Here is a 15,389-nt window from a genome sequence, read left to right as displayed (position 1 = left end):
CATTGGATTGGCATCCGTTCCTGCTTATCGGTTCTGACACGTATCGGTGGATTCACCCCACCAGATTACTCATATTGAGGATGGGCAGCATGATTGCCATGACAATTATGAGAACCACCCCTCCCATGACCAGCAGCATCATGGGCTCAAACAGGGCCACCAGGGCTGCAATTTTCGACTGCAGGGTGTTTTCCTGCATCCGTGCGGTCCGCCCCAGCATGTCGTCCAGTTCGCCACTGGCCTCACCACTGGCAATCATGTGTAGCATCATCGGCGGAAAGTAACCGGTCTGCTCAAGGGACCGGTGCAAAGATCCGCCTTCACTCACCTTGCGGGACGCGTCCCTCAGGCGTTCCCGCAGGTAATCGTTGGAAAGCACTTCGCCGGCAATTCGCATCGCCTCGACCAGGGGCACACCACTCGTGGTCAGTATGCTCAGCGTACTGGCGTACCGGGCGGTATTGATGCCACGGACCATGCCCGAGAGCAGAGGCAGGTGCAGAAGGCGCCGGTGAAACCGCTTCCGGAAGCCGGGTTTTGCCAGCGCGTACCGGAATCCGGCCACGGCAGCAATCAACAGGATCAGGAGATAGACTCCGTACTGGCTCAGAAATTCCGATACCGCCAGCAGGCCACGGGTCAGCACCGGCAGTTCCTGTCCCTGTTTGACGAACACCTCGATAATATCCGGGACAACGTAAGTCAGAAGGAACACGACGATGGCCACCGCAACGACGCTGAGCAGGATCGGATAGATTGCCGCGAGCTGGATCTTCTGGCGGGCCTCCTGGCGTCCTTCGGTGTAATCCGCCAGCCGGTTGAGTACCAGATCCAGGTGGCCGGCATGCTCCCCCGCAGCGACCGTGGAGCGGTAAAGCCGGGGGAACGCCCGGGGGAATTCACCGAGACCATCGGCCAGGCTGTAACCTTCCATCACCTTGGCGCGAATGGCAATCAACATACTGCGGATGCGGGGCTTTTCCGATTGCTGTGCAGTAGCGCTCAACGCCTGCTCAATCGGAATACCGGACTGGATCAGCGTGGCCAGTTGCCGGGTGATCAATGCGAGATCCGAGGCAGCCAATCCACCACGCCGACTCAATGACGTTGACCGACGTTGACGATCCGCCGCTGGCTCAACCGACAGTGGCGTCAGTCCCTTTTCCCGGAGCTGCTGGCGAACCGCACGGGGGGCGTCTGCCTCAACGACACCGTGCTTTTGCTTGCCCCGGGGATCGAGGGCCTTGTACTCGTATGCGGGCATGGTTTACTGGCTCCGGTGGGTGACACGGAGCACTTCTTCCACCGTGGTTATGCCATCAAGGATCTTGTTAACGCCATCACTGTGGATGCTCGGACCGCGGAGCCGGGCTTCTTTCTCCAGGTCCATCTCTCCGGCGCGTTTGTGAATCAGGGTGCTGATCGCCTCGTTGATCTCCACCACCTCATAGATACCAATACGGCCCCGATACCCGAGTTGGTTGCAGTGTTCGCAGCCACGAGCCCGGTAGATGGTCGGAGGATTCTGCGGGTCCTGCTGCAGGAATTCGCAATGTTCCTCACCCGGCGTGTAAGGTTCGCGACACTCCCGACACAACACCCGTACGAGGCGCTGGGCCACGATGCCGACCAGGCTGGAGGAAATCAGGAACGGTTCGATTCCCATATCCATCAAGCGCGTAATCGCCCCTACGGCAGTGTTGGTATGCAGGGTGGATAGCACGAGGTGGCCGGTGAGACTGGCCTGAACCGAAATCTCGGCGGTTTCCAGATCCCGGACCTCGCCGATCATTACAACATCCGGGTCCTGCCGGAGAATGGCCCGCAAACCCCGGGCAAAGGTCATATCCACTTTCGGATTTACCTGGGTCTGCCCGATACCCGGCAGGTTGTACTCGATCGGGTCCTCGACGGTCAGGATGTTCCGGCTCCGGTCGTTGATTTCCTGCAAGGCCGCATAGAGAGAGGTGGATTTACCCGAGCCGGTGGGACCGGTGACCAACAGGATTCCATAGGGCCGGTTGATCAGCTTTCGCATCAACTTGAGGTCGCGGCCAGCCATGCCGAGGGATTCGAGCCGGATGGTGCCTGCCTGTTTGTCCAGCAGACGCAGAACCACACGCTCACCGCTGGACGATGGCATGGTGGAGACCCGGATATCCACTTCCCGGCCGGCAACACGCAGCGCGATCCGACCGTCCTGTGGCACCCGCTTCTCGGCAATGTCCAGCTTGGCCATCACCTTGATCCGGGATACCAGCAACGGAGCCAACGCGCGCTTGGGCTGCACGACTTCCCGAAGTACCCCGTCGATCCGGAATCGCACAACCAGCTGCTTTTCGTAGGTTTCAATGTGCACGTCCGACGCACTGGTCTTGACCGCTTCGGTGAGAATGGCGTTGATCAGCCGGATAATCGGCGCATCATCTTCCTGTTCGAGAAGATCTTCCGTCTCCGGAACCGAATCCGCCAGGGAGGCCAGATCCATGTCATCGCCAATGCCTTCGACCATCTGCATCGCTTCTGCAGAGTCGCTCTGATAGGCCGCATTCAGGGCCTGGTCAAACTGGCCGGCATCGATGGTCGAGAAGCGGGCGCGTCCGCCGCTGAGGCGATTGGCCTCGGCGAGTGCGGTATGGGGGGCGCCAGGACGCACAAGGATGACCGGCTCGCCTTCCTCCGAGCGGGTCAGGATCACACCGTTGCGTTTGGCAAACGTGAACGGAAGCCTGCCCAACGGTGCTTCCTGTTGTGGTGTCTCATTCGCGGTGGTCAAAGTCACACCCGTTTCGATCGTTTCAGCCATGGGGGATTCCCGTTTCCGGGCCCCGACTCCGGGAAACCCTTTTTATTCAATTAATTCAGGAAGGCTATCACAGGAGAGAGACCCGCTGAATAACTCCATACACTATACTGCGACTTAAACATTTCCGTCTGATAACCTGTGGACTTTTTTCGGTCCACCAGAACGTTCAGGAACGTCCATGTTTGCACTTGACCAGCGGCTTCCCGCGTTACTCGCCATTATCGCAGCTGTTGCCATGGTTGGCGCGACGGCACTGCAGGGATACCGCTTCTGGCAGGAAACGCAACAGGTTTCCCAATCCGGTCAGACCCAGGCTGCCCGGCCGGCGTCTGTCAAACGTAATGAGCCAAAGGTGGATCTGGCCTCTTTATCCCTGTTCGGGACCGCCACAGCCCAAGGCGAGGCCCAGGCGGTCAGCACCGAAAACCTTCCCGAAACCAACCTCCGACTCTTCCTGCGCGGTGTCATGGCCGCCAGTGGCGACTTTCCGGGCAGCGCCCTGATTGAGGATGAGAAAAACCAGACGGATGTGTACCTGGTGGGTGACGAGTTGCCCGGAAACGCAACCCTGCGTTCGGTCTTTCCGAATCGGGTGATCATCGAGCGGTCCGGAAAACTCGAAAATCTGTTCTTCCCCGAGTCCGAGCAACAGGCCGGACTGTCCATTGCGCCAGACGAGCCTCCCGAGACATCGACGGCGGTGAGTCCGCCGTCCAATCAATCATCCCCACCCGTTCAGGCCGGTACCAGCGACCAGGAAAGGCGTGAGGAAATCCGCCGGCGTCTCGAACAACTTCGGGAACGCCTCCGGAATAACAACTGAGGCGATCATGATTACGGCAGCGCAACGGAAGTGCCGCCATCCAAGTCGTTCGTTCTGGTTATCACTATTGCTGGTTGTGTCCCTGGCCGGTGCCCTGGAACTCAGCTCCCGCCTCCTGGACTACGTTCAGAAGGAGTTCGGCCAGGCCGCCTACCAGCGCCTGGAGGACTGGAAACGCCTCACCGATCTCGCCCAGAACGCACCGACCAACCGGCAACTCCGGTTGGTCAACTCGTTTTTTAACCGGGTCAGGTTCGTCAGCGATATACAGCACTGGGGTGAAGAGGATTACTGGGCAACCCCGGTTGAATTGCTGACCACCAATGGCGGCGATTGCGAAGACTTTTCCATTGCAAAGTATCTGACACTCAAATCCATGGGAGTTCCGGACGACCAGATGCGCATCGTCTATGTCAAAGCACTGGAACTGAACCAGGCGCACATGGTCCTGGCCTGGTATGCCCGGCCTGATGCCGATCCGCTGATACTGGACAACCTGATAAACGACATTAAGCCTGCGTCCCAACGAACTGATCTTGAACCGGTTTACAGCTTTAATGGTGAAGGCCTCTGGCTCAATCAGTCGGGCGGGGAACGAACCCGGATTGGCGAGGCGAAGAAACTCTCCCGCTGGAAAGAACTGAACAACCGTCTCTCCGAAGCCCTTCGCCCCTGAGCTCCCACTGGCGGTAAATGACACTTACCCTGTCGTCACCTGACAATGCGACCAGGCTGTATCAGGAACTAGAATACGCGCTTGTCTGAAACCTGCTTGGAGAATCTGCATGAGGCGCTGGAATGGATGGGGCGACGATCAATTCACGCTGGACCTGCCCGACGGAGGGATCGCTTTTCTGGAAGCACGGATTGGTTCAGCCACGCCCCTTCCCGATGCAACCCTTGAAGCCGTGTGCCAGCGAGTGCCGGAATCCAGGCTGGAACTGACAGACCCGGTCCGCGAGATCGTCTTTACCGATGCAGAAATCCGGGTGCGTCACGCTCGTGGTCAAAGCCTGCCCGATTGGCTGGCCATGAGAAGTGGCGAAATGGGGCCCTTCCCCGACGGCGTTGCCCTGCCGGAGGATGCCGGGCAGATCCGGGCTCTTCTGGATTACGCTCGCGAGCATCGGGTAACGCTCATTCCCTATGGCGGTGGCACGAGCGTGGCCGGTCACATCAACCCCCTGGAAAACTCAGGGCCGGTACTCACCCTCAGCCTTGCCCGAATGAACCGTCTGGTCGACCTGGACCAGGAAAGCCAGGTGGCCACGTTCGGTGCCGGAACGCCCGGTCCATTGGTGGAGGCCCAGCTTCGGGCCCGTGGCTACACGCTGGGCCACTTTCCCCAGTCCTTCGAGTTATCGACGATTGGCGGCTGGGTCGCATCCCGATCCAGTGGTCAGCAGTCGCTCCGGTATGGGCGTATCGAGCAGTTATTTGCCGGTGGAGCCATTGAGACGCTGCAAGGCACCCTGACCATTCCAACGGTGCCGGCGTCGAGCGCAGGGCCAGATGTCCGGGAAATGATCCTGGGTTCCGAAGGCCGACTCGGGATACTCTCCGAGGTCAAAGTCCGGGTAAGTCCGCTGCCAGAGCAGGAACAATTCCATGTGGCCTTCTTCCCGGACTGGCAGAGTGCCCGCGAAGCCTGCCGGATGCTGGTACAGAACCGGATCCAGTTGTCCATGTTGAGGCTGAGCAACGCCGTTGAAACCCAAACCCAGCTGGCGCTCGCCGGGCATCCTGCGCTGATTGGCATGCTTGAGCGGTATCTACGCCTTCGGGGAACGGCTGACGGCAAATGCATGATGACCTTTGGGGTGACCGGCTCCGTTGCCCAGTGCAAGGCGGCACTGCGGCAGGCCCGACGCCTGTGCAAGCAATTCGGTGGCATTCAGCTTGGTACCCGCATGGGCGACAAGTGGGCGGAAAAACGATTCACCATGCCCTACCTTCGAGAAGCGCTCTGGCAGGAAGGATACGCGGTGGACACCCTGGAAACGGCAACGGACTGGTCGAATGTGGATTCACTGATGGGGAAGATTGAAACCAATCTTCGCGAAGGGTTGGGCGATCCGAATCAACCCACTCATGTGTTCACCCATCTGTCTCACGTCTACGGTGAAGGCTGCAGCATATACACCACGTATGTTTTTCCGGTAGCGGACAGCTACGCCGGCACACTCAAGCGGTGGCAGACCCTCAAGCACTCGACCTCCGAGCTCATTGTGGCCAACGGTGGCACCATCAGCCATCAGCACGGTGTCGGCAAAGACCACGCACCGTACCTGCCCCGGGAGAAAGGCCCCCTGGGCATGGCAGCCATTGAGGCATTGCAGCAGCGGTTCGATCCCGACGGGCTGCTGAACCCCGGCACGCTGGTGGAGTAAGTCATGCCTCATCGTCCCCCTCTCAACCAGGTGCTGGCCGACAACCCGGAATTCGATGTCGTCGTTATTGGCGGCGGCATAACTGGCGCCGGAATTGCCCGCGAAGCCGCCGGCAGCGGCCTTCGAACACTGTTAGTGGAGCAACAGGATTTTGCCTGGGGCACGTCCAGCCGGTCATCGAAAATGGTGCATGGTGGCCTGAGATACCTTGGTAGCGGCCAGCCAGGGCTTGCCCGCGAAGCGCTGAGGGAGCGCGAGCGCCTGCTGCAGGAAGCGCCCGGACTGATTGATCCAATGCCCTTTGTCATGCCCCATTACCGAGGCCGATTTCCGGGGCCACGACTGTTCCAGCTTTTGCTTCGGGTTTACGACTATCTGGGGAAGCGCCAGACCCGCCGATTCCTGCATCCGGCCGAAAGCCTGAATTGGGTGCCGGCCCTGAACACACGCAGCCTTCTCGGGGCCAGCGTCTTTGCCGACGGTGTCACCGACGATGCGCGGTTGGTGCTTCGGGTTCTTTCGGAAGCCCGGGAAGACGGAGCCGTATGCCGGAATTACACCCGTGCCGTAGATATCCGCCGTAGGGATGGCCGCGTGACGGGGGTCAGCCTGCAAGACGTTCTGGACAACCAGCAGTTCGACGTCAAAAGCCCTCTTGTGATCAATGCGACCGGTGCCTGGGGTGGGTTGCCAAAGGAAAACGGTGAATGCCCAGACGGTTTGACGATCCGCCCGTTGCGCGGCAGTCATCTGGTCCTGCCATGGCAGCGTTTACCGGTCACCTGCGCGGTCTCGTTACTGCATCCGGAGGATGGTCGACCGGTTTTCGCCTTCCCCTGGCAGGGAACCACCGTTCTTGGAACTACCGACCTGGATCACAACGAGAACCTGGCGAGAGAGCCGGCCATCTCCGCAACCGAGGTGGACTACCTGCTGCAGATTGCCGCCCGGTTATTCCCATCCCGGGGAATCAGCCAACAGGATATCGTCTCCACCTGGTCCGGAGTGCGCCCGGTGGTCACCGACGGAACGGGCAAATCCCCGAGCAAGGAAAACCGCGAACATACCATCACTGCCGACCAGGGGTTGGTGACCATTGCCGGCGGTAAGCTGACCACCTTCCGCCAGATCGCCCGGGAGGCACTCTCGCTGGGGATCGGTTCCGACAATCCCAGGGAATTACGTTCGGCCAGCGCGGCGGTCTTTCGACCGGTGCCCGAACTGCCGCGCCCGACCACCCTGACCCATCTGGCCTGGCATCGGCTACGCGGATGTTACGGCCCGGATCTCCCAGCACTGCTTGACGAACCGGACCTGACGCCGGTGCCTGGCACAGACCTTCGATGGGCAGAACTCACCTTCGCCTGCAAAACCGAACAGGTAGTCCACCTCGACGATCTCCTGCTGCGGCGCACCCGTTTCGGCCTGATCCTGCCGGACGGCGGCGAAAGACTACTGCCGCAGCTCCGCGAGCAATGTCAGCCTGTTCTTGGCTGGTCGGATCAGCAATGGATCGATGAGGTGAATCGTTACCGCCATCTGTACCGGGAGGCGTATAGCGCAACACCCTGGCAGGAGGCACGCCATGACCGGTAAACCCCTGATCCTGGCGATCGACAATGGCACCCAGAGTGTCCGGGCCCTGTTATTCGATGCTGAAGGCCATCTGATTGGAAAAGGCAAACAGGATATCGAACCCTATTTCTCGGCGCAGCCCGGCTGGGCGGAACAGCATCCGGGATACTTCTGGGACAACCTCGGTGTGGCCTGCCAGAAACTCTGGCAATCCACCGAGGCTGACCCTGGACAGGTTGTCGGTGTTACGGTGACCACCCAGCGTGGAACGGTGATCAATCTGGACGAACACGGGGAGCCGCTTCGCCCTGCCATTATCTGGCTCGATCAGCGTCATGCACCGGTAGACGGCCCGCTTCGCGGACCCTGGGGATGGTTGTTCAAAGTAACGCGTCTGGAAGACACCATTCGACGGTTCCGGGAAAAGACCCAGGCCAACTGGATCGCCGCCCACCAACCGGACCTCTGGGCCCGCACGGATCGGTTCCTGTTGCTTTCCGGATACCTGAACTACCGCCTGACCGGCCAGTTTCGCGATTCCGTGGCCAGCCAGGTGGGCTACCTGCCCTTCGACTACAAAAAACAGGCCTGGGCGGGACCGAGGGATTTCAAATGGCAGGCGATGCCGGTCAAGCACCACATGCTCCCCGAACTGGTCCCGCCCGGCGACGAAATCGGCACGCTGACCAGCGAGGCCATCCACCACCTTGGGCTTGTAAAGCCGCTGCCCGTGATTGCCGCCGCATCGGATAAGGCCTGTGAAATCCTGGGCTCGGGTGGCCTGAGCCCGGACATCGCCTGTATGAGCTACGGCACGACCGCCACAATCAACACGACCAGTGCGCGGTACATCGAGCCCATTCGCCTCATGCCACCCTATCCGTCAGCTCTGCCGGGCCGGTATTCCACGGAAGTTATGATTTACCGGGGGTTCTGGATGGTGAGCTGGTTCAAACGGGAATTCGGGCTGAGAGAGCGTAAGATCGCCGAGCAACGCAACATCGAACCCGAAGTCCTCTTTGATGAGCTGGTCAAATCGGTCCCACCGGGTTCCATGGGCCTGACGCTTCAGCCCTATTGGTCACCGGGCGTTCGCGAGCCAGGCCCGGAGGCCAAGGGAGCCATTATCGGTTTCGGCGACGTGCACACCCGGGCCCATATCTACCGGGCCATGCTGGAGGGCCTCGCCTATGCCCTGCGAGAGGGCAAGGAACGCATCGAAAAGCGCAGTGGCGTCCCCATCAGGACGCTGAGAGTCGCCGGCGGTGGTTCCCAGAGCGATGCCGCCATGCAGCTGACGGCTGACATCTTCGGGTTACCGGCGGAACGCCCCCATACCTATGAAACCTCGGGGCTGGGCGCCGCGATTGATGCCGCCGTCGGACTGGGCCTGCATCCCGATTTCGAAACGGCGATCTCGGCCATGACACGGGTCGGTGATCGTTTCGAACCTGATCCCGCCGCCCAGTCACTTTATGAGCGGCTTTACTCCGAGGTGTATCTGGAAATGTATCACCGGCTACGCCCGCTGTACCGGAGTATCCGGGATATTACGGGATACCCTGACTAAACAGTGCATCTCCCCTCCATACCGATGATCATCCCGTCTCTGTTATAACCAGATTAAGATGGAGCACAGATCAATCTTTCGAAAATAAAGGGATTGGCCTAGGCTTGGGAATACGTCAAAAACTCTCGGGGAGCACCATGAAACAGATCGCCAGCGCTGATGTCGGCAATCTGAACGAATTGCCCTGCCACAACTGTTTTCACCAGAAAACATGTATCGTCCCGTCCGCCCTGCGGTCGACCGAGACCATGCCACGGCTCCCGCCCTTGGCAATCCACCAGTCGGTGTACGTCAAAAAGCAGAGGATTATCGGACAGTCCTCCGATATGACAGCGTTCTACATCATCAAATCCGGTTCCGCCAAGACGGTTCAGGTGGACCCGAATGGCGAGGAACGCATCACGGCTTTTCATCTGGCCGGCGAAACAGCGGGATGGGAGGGAATTGAGCACCACCAGATGCCCTCCAGCATTGTTGCCCTGGAAAAAACCACGGTGTGCCGTATATCGATCTCTGCGATGGAACAGATCGCCCAATCAAACAGCGATATCTGCCAGAGAGTGGTTCAACAGATCAGCGAGCAACTGAATTCCCAGAACACATTATCGCGGTGGCTTGCCCAGTACACGGCGGAGCAACGTATCCTGGCACTCATTGAGAACCTCTCCGAACGGTTCACCAGAAGCCACTTGCAGGGAGACAGTTTCAGACTGCCTATGAACAGAGCGGACATCGCCAACCATTTGGGGCTAGCGGTAGAAACCGTCTCCAGAATACTCTCCCGCCTTCAACAGCAGGGTGACATTACCATCCGGGGTAAGGATATCCGGATTTTCAATCTGCACACCGCGCCAACCGCTGACCAGGATTTTGGGCTTTGTCGGGCAGAACGCGAACATCTGGATCAGGGCTTTGGGCAGTGATGGATATAGAGCAAACAGCCATCATGAACCTGTGGTTTGGCCGTTGTAGGACGCGGCCCAGGTCAACGCCTGGTCACAAGGGACAGGCTTCGAATAATAGAAGCCCTGCCCTGCGGAACACCCCATTGCCACGAGCCGGTGGACAGTAGGCAAGTCTTCAATACCTTCTGCAATCACCCGCCGCCCAAAGCTCCGGCACAAACCAATAATGGCATTCACCACACTTTCGCCGTCAGGATCTTCCAGCATGTCCGTCACAAAGGACCGGTCGATCTTGATCTCATCCACCGGAATTCGGCGGAAATAATCCAGGGACGAATAGCCTGTCCCGAAGTCATCCAGCGCAACCTGGACGCCAAGCGCCTGGCAGGCTTGCACGGTTGCGATTGCCCTTTCGGTGTCGTCCAGGGCGGTGGTTTCCAGAACTTCGAGTATTAATTTGTCGCGCAGGTTGACCGGTAGCGGCGCCAACGCCGCTTCAAGATCCGAAGCAAACGAGGGGCCCAGGAAATGCGAGGGACTCAGGTTGATACTCAGATGGTAGTCCAACCCGTTCGACTGAAACTCCAGCAATCGTTTGACCGCCTCAGAAATCACGAACAGCCCGACCTGACGGGCATATTCGGTGTATTCGATATGCCCCAGAAAATGGCCGGGGCCGATCAGCCCTTCGTCAGGATGATTCCACCGAAGCAGCGCTTCGAAGCCTTTAACCTGATCCGCCTCCAGATCCATTTTCGGCTGGTAGAACAGCTCAAGCTGGTGACGGCTGAGCGCCTGCCCGATTTGCTCCAGCACACGCACCCGCTCCTTCCGTTCCTGATGCGAGTTGAGGTCGAATAGCTTGTAGCTGTTCTTGCCGGCCTCCTTGGCCGCGTACATGGCCTGGTCTGCATGCCTGATCAAAAGATCCGACCCCGCATCATCTTGCGGATAGATCGTCACACCCATGCTTCCCGAAAGCTGCAGGACAAAGTGTCGATAACTGATCGGCTGTCGCAATACCTCAAGTAGCCTGGCATAAACCCGCTCATCGCCGACATCCCGAAGAATGGCCACAAATTCGTCGCCGCCAAGTCGCCCGACCACATCGTGGGCTCGAACTGTCGATGTCAATCGATCGGCAATCGACTTGAGCACAGCGTCTCCAACCGCATGGCCATGACTGTCGTTTACCTCCTTGAACCCATCCAGATCGATAAAGCAGACCGAGACCGTGCCTTCACGCTGCCGCGCCTCCACCAGCTCTTCCTCAAAAAGTTCGGTCAACCGACGCCGGTTCGGCAGTCCAGTGAGCGGATCGTAGTTAGCGGCCTGTTCGAGATCCTTCTGGTGTTCCAGCTTTTCCCGATAGAGCCGCCTCTGCTCGATCAGCGTGCCAACGGTTTGCAAAAACGGCGCAAGTTCTTCTGCCAACGCCGGATCGTACCCCTCTGTCCGATTGGCCAGCCCGACCAGGCCGATCATTTCACCGCCGGAATAGACCGGTATACCGATGTAGGCCGTAATCGGGGGATGGCCTGCCGGCAAACCACCACGACGCGGGTCTTCCTGCAGATTATTCGAAACCACAACCTCCCCGGACAGCATGGGCGCTCCGAGAAGGTTGTCGACTCTCTCAAACACCATGCCCCGCCGTTCGACCTGTTGATAGAGGGCCTGGGTCTCGGGGTTCCAGGCAATATTGGTAATCGCCCGAATCTTCAGAAAGGGGGTATCGTCGGAACGCTGGTGCACTTCGCCGATAAATCCGAACTGGCTCCCGGTAATGGTCAAAAGATCGTTGAGCATCAGTTCAAAGGCAGCGCGCTCGTTGTCGTTGGTCAGGAAAACATTCTGAGCCCGCTGAATGGCGCGATTCAGGTGGGATACCTCAACAAAACGGGATTCTGCCGACAGGAAGGAACGCTCGAGTTCATCTTCGATGATACTGGCCAAACTCCTGAGGACATCCAGATCCACCTCCCGGAGAACACGAGGGTGTTCATCAATGATGCACAGGCTGCCAATTTTGAAGCCGCTGGGTTCTCTGATGGGTATTCCCGCGTAAAAGCGAATATGCGGCGAACCCGTGACCAGTGGATTTTTCATGAAACGGGGATCGAGGGTTGCGTCTTCCACTATCAGGGGGCGGTCCTGCCGAATCGCAAAATCACAAAACGCAACCGATCTGGGGGTTTCTTCCAGATCGATGCCCTCACGGGCCTTGAACCATTGGCGGTCCTGGTCGACAACCGTAAACAGAGCCGTTTTTACCCCGTAATGCGCCCGAGCAATTCGAGTCAATCGATCAAAACGCTCCTCTGGCGGCGTATCAAGGATACCCAGCCGCTTTAATGCAGCCAGCCGACGTTTTTCGATATGGCTTTGTACCATGGTAAAAAGCACTCTCCCGAGGCCACCCCACGATCTCCAGGGGGTGGTGTTGGTTTTTACGGAACACCGGCGTAGTTATGGTTATACGCGTCATTTCCGGAAAACGTAAAGGAGAATCGTTTAATTAATGTAACGCCATCAGCCGCCTACTGTATCGAGACACTTTGCGTCAGAATGTTAGTCTCGGCCTCTGGATAGTACGAACGGTAAATTAATGAACGAAACTCACAGTACCAGCGATGGCACGCCTGGCCGCACCTTGGTCGCTTTCGACGGTCAGCGGAACGAGCTCTACTGGCAGCCACTTGGTGACCAGGTGATGGGCGGACAGTCAGAGGGCAACCTCGTCAGCTCGGCGGATGGAGTCGGCCTCTTTCAAGGCATAGTGAGACTGGATAACGGCGGCGGTTTTGCCTCTGTCAAAGCTGACTTTCCGGAACCCGTCGACGCCACCCGATGGACAGGCATTGAATTGCTAGCAAAGGGCGATGGCAAAACCTACAAGATCGGCCTTCGCAACAGCACCGACCGAGGCAGCATTGTTTACCAACATTCGTTCACACCGGATACGGAAGACTGGAGCCGCATCCGGCTACCGTTTAGTGAATTCATACCAACCTGGAGAGGCAAGACATTGACCGATGTGGAACCACTGGATCTTGCGCACCTGGCTTCAGTCAGCCTTTTCGTATCCGGGCGACAGATTGGTGAGTTTCGGCTGAGAATGCAGGATTGGAGATTGATGCAATGACCAGGCTGGCCCTGATAACTGGTGCCAGTGCCGGAATTGGCCTTGAGACGTGCGCCCTCTTTGCCGAAAAAGGCTACAGGGTGATCGCCCTGTCACGACAGCCGAGTGGCGTTGAATCGGCAGATCTCGAGCTGGCCCTGGACCTTGAGTCCTTTGATGAGATCGAAGGCCTTGCCGGTAAGATGGAAACAGAAATTGCAGCAGCCGAGCGAGTTATTCTGGTCAACAATTCCGGGTACGGGCAATTCGGCGCGCTTCGCGATCTGTCCGAATCCATGTGGCAAAAGCAATTCAGCACCCACGTATTCGGCCCCATCAAGCTGGCTGCCGTCTGCCTCAGACTCTGCGAACAACAAGGCGTACCCTTGCGGGTCATCGCCGTAAGCTCCGTGCTCTCCATCGCGCCCCAGCAAATGAAAGGCGCCTACTGTGCCGCCAAATCCGCGATGAACGCGGCTCACGAGAGCTTCTGGTTTGATGAACAGGGCAGTAAAAGCCTGGAAAGTGTCTCGCTGGTGCTTCCGGGGCCCGTGAAGACCCGGTTCAGAGAGCATGCCCTGGCCGCTTTACAGCCTGTGATCGGCCGCGCGGGGACAGCGCACCAGGAAAAGTACGAAGCACTGGCATCAGCACTCGCGCCTGGCGCCAGAATAAAGCCGTTTACGGCGAGTGCGTCGGACGTTGCCAAAAAGATTGTCAGGGCTGCAGAAGCGGCACGTCCCAAGCCGCGATATCTGGTTACGCCACAGACCTACGCTGCCGAATTCATCACCCGGTTTCTTCCCCGGTCGATCCAGAGGATCATCTTGCGCTAGAGCGGGCCTTTTTCACCCGCCGGGCCCGGCTCAGTTCATCCTTCACGTATGCCCCGACGGCCTTGAGGATACCCAGGTCCGGATCGGCCTCTTCCCCATCTGCCAGCCGGAAAATCTGCTGGTAGTACCACGCCTGGCCGCCCAGCACGTTAATGACTTTAATCGGCATCAGAGGACTCGCCGGCGAGAAAAACCCTCGTTGGGCAAGCTTGATGTGGTCTTCATGGCAAACCGTCTTATCAATGCGCCCTTCAAGCAGATCCCTGGGCGTATCGGGATCGGTGCAGAGCGGCCGGCCAAGGCCAACCACGTCGGTTTCGCCATTGGCGACGGCCTCTTCCATGAACGCGCGCGTCCGGAATCCACCGGTGACCATCAGCGGGCAATCGCACACTTCACGAATCGTCTGGGCGTAATCCAGAAAATAAGCCTCCCGCTTGCGAGTGCTTTCCCGCATGGCCGGCCCGTCGGTTGCCGTGTCGGCATCACCACTGTACCCAAGCAGCCGCGGCTGTTCGTAGGTGCCGCCGGACACCTCCAGCAGATCAATTCCCTCCTCATTGAGCCAGCGCACCACGCTCACAGACTCATCGAGCGTAAAGCCTCCCTTGCGGAAGTCATCAGAATTCAGCTTTACCGCCACCGGAAACTCCGGCCCCACAGCGGCGCGAGTCGCCCGCACCACCTCAAGCAAGAAACGGGCGCGATTTTCCAGCGACCCACCCCAGCGATCGGTGCGCTGGTTGGTGACCGGCGACAGAAAAGAAGACAACAGATACCCATGGGCCCCGTGCACCTGAACGCCGGTAAAGCCCGCCTCCTTGGCGATCCGGGCCACGTTGGCAAAGCGCTGGATAAAGTCGAGGATCTCCGGCTCCGTGAGTGCCCGTGGGCGGGCATAGTTGCCCATCAGCGATAGCTGGACTTCCGAAGGCCCCATTGGGCGCGTGGTCACGTAACGCGGCGACTGGCGACCGGCATGGGAAATCTGCATCCACAAATGGTTGCCATTGCGGGTTCCCGCCTTGGCCCAGGCGCGCAACTGCGCCATACCCTCCGGCTCGCCTTCAGCCGGCGCCGGATCAATCGCCACGTTACCCGGCCGCTCCAGCACCCGGTGATCAATCATCACGTTGCCGGTAATCAACAGTCCCGCTCCGCCATCGGACCAGCGACCATAAAGGGTTTCATGGCGGTGGGTGGCGTGTAGCCGGTCGTCTGCCAGCCCTTCGGTCATGGCAGCCTTGGCAAGTCGGTTCGGCAGGACGGCTCCGCAGGGGAGCGTCAGGGGTTGGGCAAGCGGTGATTCTGGCATGGAGAATTCCTGGGGTTTAATCCAAAGGTTTCAGTTCAGTTTTAA

At 58.9% G+C, this 15,389-nt stretch carries 12 protein-coding genes; 8 read left to right on the top strand and 4 right to left on the bottom strand.

All coding sequences use genetic code 11. The features are described 5' to 3' along the window. Positions 1-52 precede the first annotated feature (52 nt). Both gspF and gspE read right to left on the bottom strand, forming a co-directional pair. Positions 53-1,264 (bottom strand): type II secretion system inner membrane protein GspF, encoded by a 1,212-nt coding sequence (gene gspF, locus MSNKSG1_RS05500; RefSeq protein WP_008938254.1) that lies wholly within the window; start codon positions 1,262-1,264, stop codon positions 53-55. Between the two features lie 3 nt (positions 1,265-1,267). Next, positions 1,268-2,806, bottom strand: a complete 1,539-nt coding sequence (gene gspE, locus MSNKSG1_RS05495) for a type II secretion system ATPase GspE (RefSeq protein WP_008938253.1) — start codon at positions 2,804-2,806, stop codon at positions 1,268-1,270. A gap of 178 nt (positions 2,807-2,984) precedes the next feature. Between gspE and MSNKSG1_RS05490 the strand changes: the two genes are divergently transcribed. The 6 genes from MSNKSG1_RS05490 to MSNKSG1_RS05465 all read left to right on the top strand — a co-directional run bounded on the left by MSNKSG1_RS05490 (position 2,985) and on the right by MSNKSG1_RS05465 (position 10,087). Continuing rightward, entirely contained in the window at positions 2,985-3,629 is a 645-nt protein-coding gene (locus MSNKSG1_RS05490; protein ID WP_008938252.1) for a type II secretion system protein N, read from the top strand. 7 nt (positions 3,630-3,636) lie between these two features. Then, entirely contained in the window at positions 3,637-4,305 is a 669-nt protein-coding gene (locus MSNKSG1_RS05485) for a transglutaminase-like cysteine peptidase (protein WP_040886657.1), read from the top strand. A 109-nt stretch (positions 4,306-4,414) separates the two neighbouring features. Beyond that, positions 4,415-6,019 carry an FAD-binding oxidoreductase gene (locus tag MSNKSG1_RS05480; protein ID WP_008938250.1) on the top strand — a complete coding sequence of 535 codons (1,605 nt, stop codon included), beginning with the start codon at positions 4,415-4,417 and terminating at the stop codon, positions 6,017-6,019. Between the two features lie 3 nt (positions 6,020-6,022). After that, positions 6,023-7,615 carry a glycerol-3-phosphate dehydrogenase/oxidase gene (locus tag MSNKSG1_RS05475; RefSeq protein ID WP_008938249.1) on the top strand — a complete coding sequence of 531 codons (1,593 nt, stop codon included), beginning with the start codon at positions 6,023-6,025 and terminating at the stop codon, positions 7,613-7,615. Further along, a complete protein-coding gene (locus MSNKSG1_RS05470) occupies positions 7,605-9,164 on the top strand; it encodes an FGGY-family carbohydrate kinase (protein ID WP_008938248.1) in 1,560 nt (519 codons plus the stop codon). Before MSNKSG1_RS05475 ends, MSNKSG1_RS05470 begins: the two co-directional genes overlap by 11 nt. A 137-nt stretch (positions 9,165-9,301) precedes the next feature. Continuing rightward, positions 9,302-10,087: a cyclic nucleotide-binding domain-containing protein gene (locus MSNKSG1_RS05465; protein ID WP_008938247.1), complete on the top strand. Its 786-nt coding sequence runs from the start codon at positions 9,302-9,304 to the stop codon at positions 10,085-10,087. A 21-nt stretch (positions 10,088-10,108) separates the two neighbouring features. On the opposite strand, the gene MSNKSG1_RS05460 is transcribed toward MSNKSG1_RS05465, so the two are convergent. Then, the gene (locus MSNKSG1_RS05460) at positions 10,109-12,463 is read right to left on the bottom strand and encodes a sensor domain-containing phosphodiesterase (protein WP_008938246.1); all 2,355 of its coding nucleotides are present in this window, start codon (positions 12,461-12,463) and stop codon (positions 10,109-10,111) included. A gap of 214 nt (positions 12,464-12,677) precedes the next feature. Here MSNKSG1_RS05460 and MSNKSG1_RS05455 point away from each other — a divergent pair, with 214 nt between their 5' ends. Then, positions 12,678-13,214: a CIA30 family protein gene (locus MSNKSG1_RS05455; protein ID WP_008938245.1), complete on the top strand. Its 537-nt coding sequence runs from the start codon at positions 12,678-12,680 to the stop codon at positions 13,212-13,214. Then, entirely contained in the window at positions 13,211-14,029 is an 819-nt protein-coding gene (locus MSNKSG1_RS05450; protein WP_008938244.1) for an SDR family NAD(P)-dependent oxidoreductase, read from the top strand. Before MSNKSG1_RS05455 ends, MSNKSG1_RS05450 begins: the two co-directional genes overlap by 4 nt. Here the strand turns inward: MSNKSG1_RS05450 and MSNKSG1_RS05445 are convergent. Continuing rightward, entirely contained in the window at positions 14,016-15,344 is a 1,329-nt protein-coding gene (locus MSNKSG1_RS05445; RefSeq protein ID WP_008938243.1) for an NADH:flavin oxidoreductase/NADH oxidase family protein, read from the bottom strand. The two genes, MSNKSG1_RS05450 and MSNKSG1_RS05445, sit on opposite strands and share 14 nt — an antisense overlap. Positions 15,345-15,389: the final 45 nt, after the last annotated feature.

This window comes from Marinobacter santoriniensis NKSG1, from assembly GCF_000347775.1.
In the GTDB taxonomy this organism is placed as follows: Bacteria; Pseudomonadota; Gammaproteobacteria; order Pseudomonadales; family Oleiphilaceae; genus Marinobacter; species Marinobacter santoriniensis.
This window is presented reverse-complemented; position numbering and strand designations above follow the sequence as displayed.